Source organism: Citrobacter sp. CtB7.12, assembly GCF_001297795.1.
Lineage (GTDB): Bacteria > Pseudomonadota > Gammaproteobacteria > Enterobacterales > Enterobacteriaceae > Citrobacter_A > Citrobacter_A amalonaticus.
The window spans coordinates 51,918-67,611 of sequence record NZ_LIFT01000019.1 but is presented as its reverse complement, the minus strand read 5'-3'; the positions used below and the strand labels follow the sequence as shown (position 1 = coordinate 67,611).

At 54.3% G+C, this 15,694-nt stretch carries 14 protein-coding genes and 1 other annotated feature; of the genes, 2 read left to right on the top strand and 12 right to left on the bottom strand.

What is annotated here, in order from left to right:
- Positions 1-8: 8 nt before the first annotated feature.
- From AOY24_RS18885 to ibpA, 3 genes are all read right to left on the bottom strand, one after another.
- A complete protein-coding gene (locus AOY24_RS18885) occupies positions 9-1,670 on the bottom strand; it encodes a putative transporter (RefSeq protein WP_042998721.1) in 1,662 nt (553 codons plus the stop codon).
- Between the two features lie 265 nt (positions 1,671-1,935).
- On the bottom strand, positions 1,936-2,364 hold the full coding sequence (gene ibpB / locus AOY24_RS18880; protein WP_042998722.1) for a small heat shock chaperone IbpB: 429 nt from the start codon (positions 2,362-2,364) through the stop codon (positions 1,936-1,938).
- Between the two features lie 148 nt (positions 2,365-2,512).
- Complete coding sequence (gene ibpA, locus AOY24_RS18875) at positions 2,513-2,926, bottom strand: small heat shock chaperone IbpA (protein WP_042998723.1); 414 nt, start codon at positions 2,924-2,926, stop codon at positions 2,513-2,515.
- Positions 2,920-2,994 (bottom strand) — a sequence feature (ROSE (Repression Of Heat Shock gene Expression) occurs in the 5'-region of heat shock genes and acts as an RNA thermometer to modulate expression.). Its footprint overlaps the gene before it by 7 nt.
- A gap of 243 nt (positions 2,995-3,237) precedes the next feature.
- Here ibpA and AOY24_RS18870 point away from each other — a divergent pair.
- Positions 3,238-3,570, top strand: coding sequence for a YceK/YidQ family lipoprotein (locus AOY24_RS18870; RefSeq protein ID WP_042998724.1), 333 nt, complete (start codon positions 3,238-3,240; stop codon positions 3,568-3,570).
- On the opposite strand, the gene AOY24_RS18865 is transcribed toward AOY24_RS18870, so the two are convergent.
- The gene (locus AOY24_RS18865; RefSeq protein ID WP_054177158.1) at positions 3,571-4,797 is read right to left on the bottom strand and encodes a DUF3748 domain-containing protein; all 1,227 of its coding nucleotides are present in this window, start codon (positions 4,795-4,797) and stop codon (positions 3,571-3,573) included.
- A gap of 100 nt (positions 4,798-4,897) precedes the next feature.
- Here AOY24_RS18865 and cbrA point away from each other — a divergent pair, with 100 nt between their 5' ends.
- Positions 4,898-6,004 (top strand): colicin M resistance lipid reductase CbrA, encoded by a 1,107-nt coding sequence (cbrA, locus tag AOY24_RS18860; protein ID WP_054177164.1) that lies wholly within the window; start codon positions 4,898-4,900, stop codon positions 6,002-6,004.
- Here the strand turns inward: cbrA and AOY24_RS18855 are convergent.
- The 8 genes from AOY24_RS18855 to recF form a co-directional block, all read right to left on the bottom strand.
- A complete protein-coding gene (locus AOY24_RS18855) occupies positions 6,001-7,293 on the bottom strand; it encodes an MFS transporter (RefSeq protein ID WP_042998726.1) in 1,293 nt (430 codons plus the stop codon). The genes cbrA and AOY24_RS18855 overlap by 4 nt on opposite strands.
- A 226-nt stretch (positions 7,294-7,519) precedes the next feature.
- A complete protein-coding gene (dgoD, locus tag AOY24_RS18850) occupies positions 7,520-8,668 on the bottom strand; it encodes a galactonate dehydratase (protein ID WP_042998727.1) in 1,149 nt (382 codons plus the stop codon).
- On the bottom strand, positions 8,665-9,282 hold the full coding sequence (locus tag AOY24_RS18845; RefSeq protein ID WP_042998728.1) for a 2-dehydro-3-deoxy-6-phosphogalactonate aldolase: 618 nt from the start codon (positions 9,280-9,282) through the stop codon (positions 8,665-8,667). The genes dgoD and AOY24_RS18845 overlap by 4 nt, the downstream gene beginning before the upstream one ends.
- Positions 9,266-10,144 (bottom strand): 2-dehydro-3-deoxygalactonokinase, encoded by an 879-nt coding sequence (locus tag AOY24_RS18840; RefSeq protein WP_044256155.1) that lies wholly within the window; start codon positions 10,142-10,144, stop codon positions 9,266-9,268. The genes AOY24_RS18845 and AOY24_RS18840 overlap by 17 nt, the downstream gene beginning before the upstream one ends.
- On the bottom strand, positions 10,141-10,830 hold the full coding sequence (gene dgoR, locus AOY24_RS18835; RefSeq protein ID WP_042998730.1) for a D-galactonate utilization transcriptional regulator DgoR: 690 nt from the start codon (positions 10,828-10,830) through the stop codon (positions 10,141-10,143). Before dgoR ends, AOY24_RS18840 begins: the two co-directional genes overlap by 4 nt.
- A gap of 246 nt (positions 10,831-11,076) precedes the next feature.
- Positions 11,077-11,889: a sugar-phosphatase gene (gene yidA / locus AOY24_RS18830; RefSeq protein WP_042998731.1), complete on the bottom strand. Its 813-nt coding sequence runs from the start codon at positions 11,887-11,889 to the stop codon at positions 11,077-11,079.
- 203 nt (positions 11,890-12,092) lie between these two features.
- Entirely contained in the window at positions 12,093-14,507 is a 2,415-nt protein-coding gene (gene gyrB, locus AOY24_RS18825; protein ID WP_054177157.1) for a DNA topoisomerase (ATP-hydrolyzing) subunit B, read from the bottom strand.
- A gap of 28 nt (positions 14,508-14,535) precedes the next feature.
- On the bottom strand, positions 14,536-15,609 hold the full coding sequence (gene recF, locus AOY24_RS18820; RefSeq protein WP_042998733.1) for a DNA replication/repair protein RecF: 1,074 nt from the start codon (positions 15,607-15,609) through the stop codon (positions 14,536-14,538).
- Positions 15,610-15,694: the final 85 nt, after the last annotated feature.

The window sequence follows — 15,694 nt, the reverse complement described above, 5'->3', positions numbered from 1 at the left end:
GAGCAGATCTAACTTAATCCCCAGAAAATCACCGCCAGCAGTTGAGGCGTGATAATCCGCAGGAACATCACCAACGGATACACCGTCGCATACGACAGCGCCGCCGCGCCGCTGGTGGCATGAAGGTTGTTTGCAAACGCCAGCGCCGGTGGATCGGTCATCGAACCGGCCAGCATCCCGCACAGCGTCAGGTAGTTCATTTTGGCAAAAATACGCGCCAGTAAACCGACGGTGATAAGCGGGATAGCAGTAATAAAAATACCGTAGCCCACCCAGCTCAGACCATCGCCCTGCGTCAGCGTATCGATAAAATCACCACCTGATTTCAGCCCTACCACGGCCAGGAACAGCACAATCCCCAGTTCACGCAGCGCCAGGTTCGCACTTGGCGGCATAAACCAGTACAGCTTACCAATGCTGCCGATACGCCCCAGAATCAGCGCCATAATCAGCGGTCCGCCCGCCAGCCCCAGCTTTAACGCCACCGGAAAGCCGGGAATAAAGAGCGGAATAGACCCCAGCAACACCCCCAGACCGATGCCAATAAACACCGGCAGCATCTGCACCTGCTGCAGTTTTTGCTGGGCGTTACCGACAACATTGGCAACGGCATCAATCGAGGCAGGTCGTCCCACCAGATTAAGGATGTCACCAAATTGCAGGCTGGCATCGCTGCTGGCCACCAGTTCTACGCCCGCACGGTTCAGTCGAGAAATCACCACGTCGTAACGCTCTTTAAAGTGCAAATCGCGGATGCGTTTGCCGAGCACTTTTTCGTTGGTGACCACGACGCGTTCGACGCGCAAATCGGTGCCGCGGGTGGACAGTGAGGTGTCCACCTCCTGACCTATCACCAGTCGTGCGTTATGCAGATCGCCCGGCTGACCAACGAGGTGCAGCAAATCACCCAGTTGAATCACCGTTCCCGGCGACGGCACCATCAGCGTCTCTTCACGCTTCAGTCGTGAGCAGATGATTTTATCGCTGTTAAGGATCGGCACATCCTGAATCGCCATATTGTTGAGATTGGGGTTCTCAACGCGGATATTGATGGTCTGAATCAGTGAGTGACCGTTAGTGAGCGTCGATTCATGCTGTTGCGCTTCCGCTTCCACATTGACGCGAAATATCATGCGCATCAGCCACATGGTCAGCAAAATACCGCAAATCCCAAACGGATACGCCATCGCGTAGCTCATCCCCATCTGGTCCACCAGCTCCATTGGCGTACCCAGATCGCGCAGGATTTGTTGTCCGGCCCCCAGCGCCGGAGTATTGGTGACCGCACCGGAGAAAATCCCCAGCACCACCGGCAGCGGAATAGCAAACACTTTATGCAGGATAGCGGTAACCAGTCCGCCGATGATGACGATCAGAATCGCAAACAGATTGAGACGCAGACCAGAAACCCGCAGCGAGGCGAAGAACCCTGGCCCCACCTGAATCCCAATGGTGTAGACGAACAGAATCAGGCCAAATTCCTGGATAAAGTGCAGCATATCGCCGCTCAGCGTCACCCCAGCCTGATCAACGAAGTGGCCGACGATAATGCCGCCGAACAACACGCCGCCGATGCCAAAGCCGACACCCCGCACCTTGATGTTGCCGATCCACAATCCGACAACCGCCACCAACGCCAGAACGCTGACCGTCAATGCTATATCACTCATTTTTTATTCCCTGTGAATAACATTTCAATTTACATGGATTATGACTGAACCGTTCAGGCATAGATGCAAGATGGCGCACATTCTCATGCTGCCGAAACGGTAAAGCACCCTTATGATGGGCGTTTCTTCCCCCTTTTTTCTTCATCGTAACCTGACGTTGCTGAATGCTTTCTTCTGGTAAGGGCATCATACCCTAAAACCCGGTGTTATCTTCGTGCACAAAAAAGCCCCGTCATTTCTGGCGGGGCAAAGGCAAGGAGCTAAATTAGCTATTTAATGCGGGACGTTCGCTGATGGCGATACGTTGCGGAGCAACCGCTTCCGGGACATTACGGGTCAAATCGATGTGCAACAACCCGTTGGTAAATGTCGCGCCGGACACCTCCATATTTTCAGCCAGGGTAAAGCTCAGGCTGAACGACTGGGTGACCAGCCCCTGATGCAACCATTTGGTCTCTTTTTCAGGCTGCTGCGGTGTGCCTTTTACGGTCAGGCGGGTGCCTTCCAGCTGAATATCCAGGTCTTCCTGACGGAAACCGGCCAACGCAAGCGTAATGCGATAGTGGTTATCGTCACTTTTTTCAATGTTATAGGGTGGGAAGCTCTGGCTTTCACCGGTGTTTTGTAACGCGTTGGCCAGTTTGTCAAAACCGATCCATTGACGCAGCAGCGGGGATAAATCGTAGTTACGCATAATCATTCTCCTTCTAAGAAGCGAGTTTTCACTACACCCTGCAACGCAAGCGGTTTAGGGCATAGTCGTACCTGCAAATCCGTAGATTTGCATAGGCCCCCTGTCGGCGAGCCCGGGATAACAGGCCGCGCAACGCGGCCCGTCAGAACTAATTGATTTCGATACGACGCGGTTTGTTCGCTTCCGGAATCACGCGCTCAAGATCGATATACAGCAGACCATTGACCAGATTCGCGCCGCGAACATGGATGTTCTCAGCTAACTGGAACTTACGCTCAAAGTTGCGCTCCGCGATACCCTGGTAAAGGTAGGTCCGTTCTTTTTGCTCGTCCGCATGTGCGCCTTTCACCACCAGCAGGTTGTCTTGTGCGGTAATTTCCAGCTCGCTCTCGGCGAAACCGGCAACGGCGATGGCAATGCGGTAATGGTTTTCGTCTACCAGCTCAACGTTATACGGAGGGTAGCCGCCGTTACTCTGGCTCTGATTGCTTTCCAGCAGGTTAAACAGGCGGTCAAAACCAATAGCAGAACGGTACAGCGGGGATAAATCAAAGTTACGCATAATCAATAGCTCCTGAAATCAGCGAGAAGTTAAATGACCTTCCATCATGGACAGGTCCGGTAGTCAGAACACCCATCAGGCGTGCTCTTCATTTGCCTACAACATCAAAATGGGTCTGAATACGCACATTTCAAGCCGTCCAGGCTGACTTTTTTTTGCAGTTTGCTGTCTATTGCATAGACTGGGTGGGGACAGCACTAATCGTTAAAGTGCGATAGCCGCCACAGTGCGATGTGATGAGGATGTTATTTCTGGCAAGGGATCGCTATAACTCATCATGCAAACACCGATGATCAACAGATGAATAAATCATGATAAGAAATGTGTTGTTAACGCTGATGATGTGCAGTGGGATGGTTTTACTGAGTGGTTGCTCCAGCGTAATGTCACATACCGGTGGTAAAGAGGGAACTTATCCTGGCACCCGCGCCAGCGCCACGATGATAGGTGACGATGAGACAAACTGGGGTACCAAATCGCTGGCGATACTGGATATGCCCTTTACGGCAGTAATGGACACGATCCTGTTACCGTGGGATCTGTTCCGTAAAGACAATTCAGTCAGATCGCGTGTCGAAAGAAGCGAGGAGAGAACACGGATAACCAACTCCGTGATCCCTCCGGCGAAAATGCCCGCCCCCTGATTACCGCCCGGTTTCTGTCATCCACAGTTGACGGAAACCGTCTACATCTTCCATCCACGCCACAAACTGACCATCAGGCGAGAAAACCACAGCATCCCCAGAAGGCGGAGTGCCGTGATTCTGCGTTAAAAACGTGATCTCTCCGCTGCGCGCATCACAGCAGGCAATGCGGTTATCTACCACACATCCCAGCCATTTCCCTGACGGATGCCAGTTAAACGCGGACTGAACCCCGGTAGCATGACGGGTCAACTGGCGGGGCTCCCCGCCCTGTGGCGAAATCAACCACAGTTGCACGATACCAGCCTCATCGCGCATCAGGAACGCAATCTCCGTCGCCTGCGGATTACTGCGCACCCAATGACGCGGAACCGTTGCCAGTCCTGGGAAACGACGTGCATGGGTGAACGTCAGGCGGCGCTGTGTCACTCCGCGCGGCGGTGCGGGCAGCGTGGAATCCGTACCTTCCAGCGGGGCATCACCTGGCATTTTCCAGCCCGCCTCCGTCTGCGGGAGTTCAACCAGAAACAGCTCCGGTACTTTCTCGCCCTTTTCAGACATTGTGTCGCCGATAAACGCCAGCGCATGATTTCCCACCCAGCCCTCTTCGTAGGCGCGAGAAATCTCATCGCTGCCCGGCGTGGGTTCGGGCGTCGTCTGGCTGACCAGCACGCACCAGTGGCTGCCGCTGTATTCTCTTGGATGCTGCGCCGACACCGTCACCGGCCCATAAGGCAGTGCGACGCCCACGTTGCGTAAATCCAGCGCCAGCTCGCGTTCATGCATGACATGATCGTTGTAGGTAAAGCTGACAAACTCACCGTTCGGGCTGAAAACATGAACATGGCTGCCGCCGCGCAGTGCACCCGGCGTGTACGGTGAAGTGATATCCATCGCGTCCAGATTCGTCACTTTCCCCTGTTCGGCAATCACGCCGCGACGATGATGAAAGTCATAGTGCCACGTCGCATCCGGGTTTTCAGGCCCATGAATAAATACATATTTCTCCGCCAGCGGATGCACCGTTACCACACCGACATGCGCTCCCTGCGTCGCGCGATAAATCACCTCCTGCTCACCGGTATGGACATTCACCCTTTCAATGGTTTCGCCAGTGAAAGACGCTCCTGACGGGCGAACGTCAAACACCAGCCAACGGCTGTCCGCCGTCCAGGCCCGGGTATTGGTAAGCTGATGATTACGCGGCGTAAAGGTGATTTGCTTCATGGGATACTCAGGTCAGGAACAATTTCATCAATCATACTTCACAAGGACTTCACTTTCAGGCATTAGCGTAGTGCCATCTTCATTTTTTGCGGACAAAAAGATGGAACATTTCGACGTAGCGATTATCGGTCTCGGCCCGGCCGGCGCAACGCTGGCGCGTAAATTGAGCGGTAAAATGCGCGTGCTTGCGCTGGATAAAAAACGTCACTGCGGCAAAGAAGGATTCACCAAACCCTGCGGCGGTTTACTGGCACCGGATGCACAGCGTTCGTTTATTCGCGACGGCATTACGCTGCCAGTGGACGTCATCGCCAATCCGCAAATTTTCAGCGTTAAAACGGTGGATGTCGACACCTCACTGACGCGCAACTACCAGCGCAGCTATATCAACATCAACCGTCATGCCTTTGATTTATGGATGAAATCGCTGATCCCGGATGAGGTACAGGTGTATCACGACAGCCTGTGTCGAAAAATCTGGCGAGAAGAGGGGAAGTGGCACGTGATTTTTCGCGCCGACGGTTGGGAGCAACAGATTACCGCCCGCTATCTGGTGGGGGCCGACGGAGCAAATTCGCTGGTGCGTCGCTATCTTTATCCGGAACATCAGATTCGCAAATATGTCGCCATCCAACAGTGGTTCGCAGAAAGTCATCCGGTCCCGTTTTATTCCTGCATTTTCGATAACGCTGTGACGGATTGTTACTCCTGGAGTATCAGCAAAGACGGCTATTTCATCTTTGGCGGCGCTTATCCAATGAAAGACGGCCTGGCGCGCTTTGACGCGCTAAAAGAGAAAATGGCGGCCTTTCAGTTCCGCTTCGGCGAACCGGTGAAAAGCGAGAAATGTACTGTACTCTTTCCGTCACGCTGGGCAGATTTCGTCTGCGGTGAAGATAACGCATTTCTGATTGGCGAGGCCGCCGGGTTCATCAGCGCCAGTTCACTGGAGGGGATTAGCTACGCCCTGGATAGCGCGGAGATCCTCAAGGCTGTTCTGCTGCTGGATGCGCCGGAGAGGAACCGCGCTTACCGGAAGGCCACCCGCCAACTGCGCGTTAAACTGTATGGCAAAATCCTGAAGAGTCGTTGTTTGACTGCGCCCGTATTGAGAAGCGCGATTATGCGAAGCGGCATCGCGCATATCCCGCTAAGCCAGGATGACCAGCCCACCACAACGTCTGGCGGGCTGGTAAAGGAGTATTAACCTACGCGTTTTACATCACCCACCAGCAGGATGTAAGAGAGCGCGCCAATCAGGGCAACGGCTGAGATATAAACCAGCGCGGGACCAAAGCCATAGTCCTGCGCAAGGTAGCCAATCACCAGCGGAACCGTAATCCCGCCCAGCCCACCAACAAAGTTAAAAACGCCACCGGTCAGGCCGATGAGGCGCATCGGCGCCAGCGAAGAGACCAGTGACCAGGTGATGGAAGCAAAGCCGTTACCGAAGAACGCCACCGCCATCAGGGTCATAATCCACACCGGATCGTTGGTGTAGTTTGCACCCATGATGCAGGTGGAGATTAACAGACCACAAATAATCGGCGTTTTACGCGCCACGCCCAGCGAAAAGCCTTTTTTCACCAGCTTATCCGCCAGCCATCCGGAAAGCAGTACGCCAAAGAACGCCGCGAGGAACGGTACGGTGGTCATAAAACCCGCCTTCAGCGCGGTAATGCCTTTTTCCTGTGTCAGGTAGTTCGGGAACCACGTCAGGAAGAACCACAGCGTCGAGGTGACGGCAAACTGGCCCAGATAAACGCCCACCAGCTTACGGTGGAACACCAGTTTCCAGTCCGCTTTGGTCAACGGCTGACGCGCCTCTTTCTTAACGGGTGCATCGCCATCCACCAGGCCGCCGCCGTCGCGAATATAGTCCAGTTCCGCTTTGGTGATACTTTTGGTCAGACGAGGCGGTTGATACACTTTAAACCAGACCAGCGACCAGATAATGCCAATCCCCCCGGTGACAATGAACACCCAGTGCCAGCTCAGCATCTCCTGGATCCAGATCAACAGCGGGGTCAGGAACGCCAGGCCGACAAACTGTCCGGAGGTATAAAAACCGACGGCGGAGGCACGTTCATGCTCGGGGAACCAACTCGTCACCATGCGGTTGTTGGTGGGGAAGGCCGGGGCTTCGAATATCCCGGTAATGGCGCGCAGGCCAATTAACGACATTAACCCCGTGGCGAAGCCCTGGAAGAGGGTTGCCACCGACCAGCCAAATATCGCGATAAAGTAGGTCAGACGGGAACCGACGCGGTCAAGGAACCAGCCGCCGGGGATCTGGCATAGGGTATACAACCAGGCAAAAGCCGAGAAGACATAGCCCATTTCCGCTTTCGTAATACCAAACTCTTCCTGAATATGCGCCGACGCCACCGCAAGGTTGGCGCGGTCGACATAACAGATGACCACGGTAATAAAGATCATAATCAGCGTCAGGTAACGGCGACGCCCGGTTTTTGCAGCAGTAACTGGAATATCCATCGCAATCTGTCTCCAGATTTAGGGCATAGCGAAGCCGCTCACCATGCCCGGTAATTTACAGAGGGTGTTTGTTTTATTTTTAAAATTAAAAAATTACGCTAATGCGCTAAATAATTCGTGCTGGGGGAAGGCGGCTAGTTTTCGCATCCCCGGGAGCATACAAAAGTATGTGACCGGGGTAAGAAAACGCAGCCAACGCACCACCAGCGCGAAGTATGACGCGCATTTACCACTCGGCGACCGAACCATCCTCATGACGCCACAGCGGATTACGCCAGTCCGGCGCATTTTTGCTTAGCTCAATGACTTTGGCTTCATCAATATCCACGCCAAGGCCCGGCTTCATTAATGGTTTAAAGAACCCGCCTTCCATGTTGAAATCGTCTTTGTTTTTCACAAAGTCGAGCAGTTCCGCGCCCTTGTTATAGTGAATCCCCATGCTCTGTTCCTGGAACACGGCATTACGTGAAACAAAGTCGACATGCAGACACGCTGCCAGCGCAATCGGTCCCAGCGGACAGTGCGGGGCTAGCGCCACATCATAAGCTTCCGCCATCGCGGCAATTTTGTAACACTCGGTAATACCGCCCGCATGTGACAGGTCCGGCTGCAAAATCGCCAGCCCGCCCGCTTCCAGCACCCGTTTAAACTCGAAGCGCGAGAACATACGTTCACCCGCCGCGATCGGAATATGGGTCTGTTCCGCCAGTTTCGGGTAGTACTCTGCCTGTTCCGCCAGCACCGGCTCTTCAATAAACAGCGGGCGATAAGGCTCCAGCTCTTTAATCAGCACTTTCGCCATCGGCGCGCTGACGCGTCCGTGGAAATCCAGACCAAACTCAATTTCATTGCCAAAGGCTTCGCGGATTTGCGCCACGGTGTTGACCGCGCGATCGACCGCCCGTGAATTATCAATCACGCCCATCTCTTCGCAGCCGTTGAGCTTGAAGGTGTCAAAGCCGATATTCCGCAATTGCTTAATGCCGTCGATCACTTCCGCAGGACGATCGCCGCCAACCCAGCTGTAGGCTTTGATTTTGTCGCGTACCAGGCCGCCCATCAGTTGCCAGACCGGCGCGTTCAGCACTTTACCTTTGATATCCCACAATGCCTGGTCGATGCCAGCGATGGCGCTCATCAGTATCGGGCCGCCGCGGTAGAAACCTGCGCGATACATTACCTGCCACAGGTCATTAATGCGCGCCGGGTCCTGACCAATCAGGTAATCGCCCAGTTCATGCACCGCCGCTTCGACGGTACGGGCGCGGCCTTCAATCACCGGCTCGCCCCAACCAACAACGCCTTCGTCGGTTTCAATTTTCAGGAACATCCAACGTGGAGGTAAACGGTACGTGGTGAGTTTGGTTATTTTCATTTCACTGCCTCTCGATATGCCTTAACAAATGCTGCCGCCTGCTGCGCGGTGCGCGCTACGGACTGCCCGGCGCGATACAGATCGCTGCCCAGTCCCGCACCCACACACCCGGCTTTCATCCACTGCGCCAGGTTGTCTGGCGTTACGCCGCCCACGGCAAAGACCGGTACACTGGCGGGTAATACCGCTTTCAGCGCTTTGATGTAATCCGGTCCAAAGGCCGATGACGGGAAAATTTTCAGCGCCTGCGCGCCAGCATCCAACGCGGTAAAGGCTTCTGTGGCGGTGGCGCATCCCGGACAGACCGTCATGCCGTAACCCACCGCACGGCGAATGACCTCCGCATTGATATTTGGCGTCACAATGAGCCGACAGCCCATCTTCGCCAGGCGATCCACCTGCTCCGGTTGTAATACCGTTCCGGCACCGATCAGCGCGTTATCGCCAAACGCATCCACCACGGCCGGAATGCTCTTTTCCCACTCGGGGGAGTTAAGCGGGATCTCCACCGCGTCAAATCCGGCGTCGATCACTGCGCCAACGTGCTCAAGCGCCTCCTCGGGGGTAATGCCGCGCAAAATCGCAATAAGCGGAAGATTAGTTTGCCACTGCATGGGCGATGCTCCTTATACCTGCCTGAAATGCCGTATCGCCGGGGACCGCGGAAACGTCACGCCCCATGGCGTGGAACGCCTGCTGATAGCGTGATGTCAGCGATGCGCCTGCGACAATCGTGATGGTCTGCTCGTGCGCGATGAAATCACGCATGCTGGCGACCTCTGCGCCAATCAACAGGCCAGAGAGAAACTCACTGACCTGCTCGCGCGGGAGATTTCCCAGCACGTGCGAGGCACGAACCTCAAAAAGTTGTGGCAAAACGGCAGGGGAGTCGATCCCGCGCGCAAGCCCGGCGGCAAAGGCGTCTGAAGAGGTTTGCTGTTCCGGCAAACCAGCGCCCACCAGCGAGTGTTGCAGGAGCAAATGGTGTAGTTCACCGGTCATCACGGTACGAAAATCGTGAATTTGCTCTGCGTCAGCCTGCACCCATTTGCAGTGCGTCCCCGGCATGACATAGACAGAAGAAGGAGAAAGCGTGCGTGCGCCGAGCAGTTGTGTCTCTTCGCCGCGCATCACATTGTGGTTATCGTCGCGCGAAACACACAAGCCAGGAATAATCCAGACATTGTCGCCAACGGGCGTTAACTGCTCACCAATGGCAGCGAAAGAGGCAGGAACCGGCAGATACGGGGCAATCTTCCAGCCCACGTTGCTACCGACCATTCCGGCCATAACCACCGGTGTGGCGCTGTCGCGCCAGTTTTGTGTGACTTCTGCTAACACCGCCTCAGGGGATTTACCGTTCAGACGCGTAACGCCTGCTTCTGATTGCCTGCTTTCCAGGCATTTGTCGCCCTGGTAAAGCCAGGCACGCAAATTGGTCGATCCCCAGTCAATTGCGATGTAGCGAGCTGTCATGTGATTTCCTTCAACCTTCGTGTCGAGCTGGCGATCATGGTCAGGGCCGCCTGCTCTGCCGCATTGCTATCCTGATGCCGTATCGCATCGAATAGCGCCTTATGTTCCTGGAGCGTTTTTGGCATGTTGGCTTCATCGCCCATCCAGGTCCGTTCAAATACCGCCCGTTGAAGCGAAGTGATTGCCACGCTCAGCTGTTGCAAAACCGGGTTATGCACTGACTGCAATACCGCCTCGTGATAGCGGATATCCGCTTCATTAAAGGCCTCCCGATCCTGATTGTTGGCGATCATGTCATTGAGCGCCGATTCAATTTCAGCCAAATCACTCGAGGTCGCGCGTTCCGCTGCCCAGCGGGCAATCGCGGGTTCCACCAGATTTCGGACCTCGCTCATCGCACTGATGAGCCGCGGGTCGTAATCGTTTTCCAGTACCCATTGCAACACGTCGGTATCGAGGTAATTCCACTGATTCCGCGATGTGACAAAGGCGCCACGATAACGCTTCATTTCAATCAGCCGCTTTGCCATTAGCGAGCGGAACACTTCGCGAATGATATTGCGTGAGGTTTCAAACTCCTCACACAGCTCCGCTTCCGCAGGGAGTGCGGCACCCGGTACGTATTTACCGCTGACAATCTGTTTGCCCAGCGTGATCACGATGCGATCGGTTTTATTGAGAGTCATGGAGAGTCCTTGTGCTCTGGATGGTCCTCTCTACTTTACCGTTATCGCTGAAATTCGCCTCACTTTTGTAGTACTAACGTGATGCTATACAGTGTTGCGATGCGCTCAATGTAGTACAACATAGATATGTTGTACTACAATTTAGATCACAAAAACGACAATCGGTAATGAAAATGTTATGAGGAGTAAACGGCGGGGATAAAAAACCCGCGATCAACGCGGGTCATGGCAAACCATCCAGAGGGATTACTTCAGGACGTGCTGCTCAATGGCATACGCAACGCCATCTTCCAGATTTGATTTGGTGACAAAGTTGGCAATCTCTTTCACCAGGGGAATGGCGTTATCCATCGCTACCCCAAGCCCGGCATACTCGATCATCGCGATGTCATTTTCCTGATCGCCAATCGCCATAATTTCTTCCGGTTTGATGCCCAGCGCATCAGCCAGTGATTTCACACCAGTGCCTTTATTGACGCGTTTATCGAGGATTTCGAGGAAGTACGGCGCACTTTTCAGCACGGTATATTTCTCTTTCACTTCTGCCGGAATACGGGCGATGGCCTGATCGAGGATCGCGGGCTCATCAATCATCATCACTTTCAGGAACTGGGTTTGCGGATCCATCTTTTCCGCTTCGCAGAACACCAGTGGAATGGTCGCGACATAGGATTCATGTACGGTGTAATAGCTGATATCACGGTTTGCGGTATACAGCGTGGTACGGTCCAGCGCGTGGAAGTGCGAGCCGACCTCGCGGGAGAGTTTTTCCAGATAGCGGTAATCGTCATAGCTCAGCGCGGTTTGTGCGACAGTGCTACCATCGCCCGCTTTCTGCACCAGCGCACCGTTATAGGTAATGCAGTAGTCGCCGGGTTGTTCCATATGCAGCTCTTTCAGATAGCTGTGTACACCCGCATACGGACGACCGGTGGTCAGTACCACGTTTACCCCTTTTTCACGGGCTGCGGCAATCGCACGTTTAACCGCCGGTGAAATGGTGTGATCGGGTAACAGAAGGGTGCCATCCATATCGATAGCAATGAGTTTGATAGCCATGAATTCCCCGCATTCAATGAGTCCTGACTCATGCTAACGCGATTCCGCTCAAAAAACAGCAGCGAAAAGGGGGATAAGAAGGGGAATCACGATTCCCCTTTTGACGATCAATTGTAGGCCTGATAAGCAAAGCGCCATCAGGCATCACGCAGGATCTTGCCGGATGGCGGCGTAAAACCGCCTTATCCGGCCTATAGCAGGGATTAGATATCGATATTTGCCGCTTTCAGGGCGTTCTCTTCGATAAACGCACGACGTGGTTCTACGGCGTCGCCCATCAGCGTGGTGAACAACTGGTCAGCAGCAATCGCATCCTTCACGGTAACGCGTAACATGCGACGGCTTTCCGGATCCATGGTGGTTTCCCACAGCTGATCCGGGTTCATCTCGCCCAGACCTTTATAACGCTGAATGGCCAGACCACGACGTGACTCTTTCACCAGCCAGTCCAGCGCCTGTTCGAAGCTGGCAACCGGTTGACGACGTTCGCCACGTTCGATGAAGGCATCTTCTTCCATCAGGCCGCGCAGTTTTTCACCCAGCGTGCAGATACGGCGGTATTCCGCACCCGTTACAAACTCGTGATCCAGCGCGTAGTCGGTGTCCACACCGTGGGTACGCACACGCACGATCGGTTCAAACAGATTCTGTTCCGTATTGTGCTGGATATCGAATTTCCACTGGCTACCGTGCTGCTCTTTCTCATTCAGCTCGGTAATTAGCGCGTTCACCCAACGGCTCACGGTCTGCTCGTCTGAAAGATTGTCTTCAGTCAGCGTCGGCTGATACACCAGCTCTTTCAGCATTGCTTTCGGGAAGCGACGCTCCATACGACCAATCATTTTCTGCGTGGCGTTGTACTCAGAAACCAGTTTTTCTAACGCTTCACCAGACAGCGCCGGTGCGCTGGCGTTGGTGTGCAGCGTAGCACCGTCCAGCGCGATGGAGATCTGGTACTGGTCCATCGCCTCATCGTCTTTAATGTACTGTTCCTGCTTGCCTTTCTTCACTTTATACAGCGGCGGCTGGGCAATGTAGACATGGCCACGCTCAACAATTTCTGGCATCTGACGATAGAAGAAGGTCAACAACAGCGTACGAATATGCGAGCCATCGACGTCCGCATCGGTCATGATAATGATGCTGTGATAGCGCAGTTTGTCCGGGTTGTACTCGTCACGACCGATACCGCAACCGAGCGCGGTGATCAGCGTCGCCACTTCCTGCGAAGAGAGCATCTTGTCGAAGCGCGCTTTCTCTACGTTGAGGATCTTACCCTTCAGCGGCAGAATCGCCTGGTTCTTGCGGTTACGCCCCTGTTTTGCAGAGCCGCCCGCGGAGTCCCCTTCCACAAGGTACAGTTCGGACAGCGCCGGGTCGCGTTCCTGACAGTCCGCCAGTTTGCCAGGCAGACCCGCCAGATCCAGCGCCCCTTTACGACGCGTCATTTCACGCGCACGGCGGGCTGCTTCACGGGCACGGGCCGCATCAATAATTTTACCGACCACAATCTTGGCGTCAGACGGGTTTTCCAGCAGGTATTCGCTCAGCAGTTCATTCATCTGCTGTTCTACCGCCGATTTCACCTCAGAGGAGACCAGTTTATCTTTGGTCTGCGAGGAGAACTTCGGATCCGGCACCTTCACGGACACCACGGCAATCAGACCTTCACGGGCATCATCACCGGTAGCGCTGACTTTCGCTTTTTTGCTGTAGCCTTCTTTGTCCATGTAGGCGTTCAGGGTACGGGTCATCGCCGCACGGAAACCTGCCAGGTGCGTACCGCCGTCACGCTGCGGAATGTTGTTAGTAAAGCAGTAGATGTTTTCCTGGAAGCCGTCGTTCCATTGCAGTGCAACTTCCACGCCGATACCGTCTTTTTCGGTGGAGAAATAGAAGATATTCGGGTGGATTGGCGTTTTGTTCTTGTTCAGATACTCAACGAACGCCCTGATGCCACCTTCATAGTGGAAATGGTCTTCTTTACCATCGCGCTTGTCTTTCAGGCGAATAGAGACGCCAGAGTTCAGGAATGACAGTTCGCGCAGACGCTTCGCCAGAATCTCGTATTCGAACTCCGTGACGTTAGTAAAGGTTTCGTGGCTCGGCCAGAAACGCACCATCGTACCGGTTTTATCGGTATCGCCAGTGACTGCCAGCGGTGCCTGCGGAACGCCGTGCTCGTAGATCTGACGGTGGATTTTGTTATCGCGCTGGATAACCAGTTCCAGTTTCTGCGACAGGGCGTTCACCACGGAGACACCCACACCGTGCAGACCGCCGGAGACTTTATAGGAGTTATCGTCGAATTTACCGCCTGCGTGCAGAACGGTCATGATCACTTCCGCCGCCGATACGCCTTCTTCCGGGTGAATACCGGTCGGGATGCCGCGTCCATCATCCTGTACGGAGACAGAGTTGTCGGCATGGATGGTGACAATAATGTCTTTACAGTGACCCGCGAGCGCTTCGTCGATAGCGTTATCTACCACCTCGAATACCATGTGGTGCAGACCGGTGCCGTCATCCGTATCGCCGATATACATACCCGGGCGCTTACGCACCGCATCCAGTCCTTTCAGGACTTTGATACTGGAGGAGTCATAAGAATTCGACATCAACGTTTCTCGCTCATTTAAACTTGGGTTAATCCGTTATTTTACCCTTTTCCACGGTGAACATCTTCGAATTTTTGTCCGACATGTCCAGAACGTGTTCAGCGCTGATTGCGCTGACAAAGACCTGTGATTGCGTCGCTTTTAATCGACTGGCTAACAGTCCGCGACGCGCATCATCAAGCTCTGAGGCAAAATCATCTATCAGGTAGAGACACCGCCGCCCGCTTTCACGGGTGAGGAACTCCCCTTGCGCCAGACGTAAGGCGCACATTAGCAGCTTTAACTGCCCACGCGACAAGGTATCTTCTACCGGCGCACCGTCGGCGCGAATGCGGAAATCCGCTTTATGCGGGCCGTGCGCGGTGTAAGTCAACATGCGGTCGCGTTCAAAACCACGTTCCAGCACCTCGGCATAATCAGTCTCTTTCTCCCAGCCGCGCTGAAAAGAGAAGGAGAGAGAAAATTCAGGAAGAAACTGCTGGCAAGTATCCGCCATATCCTGTGCGATACCGGCGCTGTACTCCGCGCGCCAGGTGCTGATTTGTTCCGCCAGCGGGATCAGTTCTTTATCCCACGGACGCAGTTGCTCGTAACGACTCACCTGGCGCAGCGCCGCATTGCGCTGCTTGAGCAGACGCTTCAGGTTGCTCCAGGCGGTGAAGAATCCAGCTTCATTGTGAAAGCATCCCCAATCGAGGAACGCTCTTCTGTATTTGGGGCCGCCGTTGAGTAAAGTAAACCCCTCAGGGGTGATCAGTTGCATCGGCATCAACAGCGCCAGCTCCGCCACCTTGTGGCCGTCAGTGCCGTCGATACGCACTTTACTGTCACCCAGCTTATCTTTGGTTAACCCAATCGAGGTTTCCCGCTCATTCCCCTGCAATCGCCCATGAAGAACAAACGACTCCTGCTCGTGACGAATGACGCGACCAATCTGCAAACTGCGAAACGCCCGGCCGTGGCCGAGCGTATAGATGGCTTCCAGAACGCTGGTTTTACCGCTGCCGTTCGCGCCAACCAGGAAGTTAAAGCCGGGGGATAACGCGAGATCCGCATTTTCAATATTGCGGAAATCTTTGATTAAGAGTCGGGATAGCGACATATTTCAGAGCATCATCCAGGGGGCGTGAGTGTCGCAGCCAGTTCGTTTACCGCCAGCGCGCAGAAAGCGGAGCGTACACGAAGTA

Coding starts and splice junctions, on each gene's coding strand:
- AOY24_RS18885 (WP_042998721.1), bottom strand. CDS start 1,670: ATGAGTGATATAGCATTGACGGTCAGCGTTCTGGCGTTGGTGGCGGTT.
- ibpB (WP_042998722.1), bottom strand. CDS start 2,364: ATGCGTAACTACGATTTATCCCCGCTGCTGCGTCAATGGATCGGTTTT.
- ibpA (WP_042998723.1), bottom strand. CDS start 2,926: ATGCGTAACTTTGATTTATCCCCGCTGTACCGTTCTGCTATTGGTTTT.
- AOY24_RS18870 (WP_042998724.1), top strand. CDS start 3,238: ATGATAAGAAATGTGTTGTTAACGCTGATGATGTGCAGTGGGATGGTT.
- AOY24_RS18865 (WP_054177158.1), bottom strand. CDS start 4,797: ATGAAGCAAATCACCTTTACGCCGCGTAATCATCAGCTTACCAATACC.
- cbrA (WP_054177164.1), top strand. CDS start 4,898: ATGGAACATTTCGACGTAGCGATTATCGGTCTCGGCCCGGCCGGCGCA.
- AOY24_RS18855 (WP_042998726.1), bottom strand. CDS start 7,293: ATGGATATTCCAGTTACTGCTGCAAAAACCGGGCGTCGCCGTTACCTG.
- dgoD (WP_042998727.1), bottom strand. CDS start 8,668: ATGAAAATAACCAAACTCACCACGTACCGTTTACCTCCACGTTGGATG.
- AOY24_RS18845 (WP_042998728.1), bottom strand. CDS start 9,282: ATGCAGTGGCAAACTAATCTTCCGCTTATTGCGATTTTGCGCGGCATT.
- AOY24_RS18840 (WP_044256155.1), bottom strand. CDS start 10,144: ATGACAGCTCGCTACATCGCAATTGACTGGGGATCGACCAATTTGCGT.
- dgoR (WP_042998730.1), bottom strand. CDS start 10,830: ATGACTCTCAATAAAACCGATCGCATCGTGATCACGCTGGGCAAACAG.
- yidA (WP_042998731.1), bottom strand. CDS start 11,889: ATGGCTATCAAACTCATTGCTATCGATATGGATGGCACCCTTCTGTTA.
- gyrB (WP_054177157.1), bottom strand. CDS start 14,507: ATGTCGAATTCTTATGACTCCTCCAGTATCAAAGTCCTGAAAGGACTG.
- recF (WP_042998733.1), bottom strand. CDS start 15,609: ATGTCGCTATCCCGACTCTTAATCAAAGATTTCCGCAATATTGAAAAT.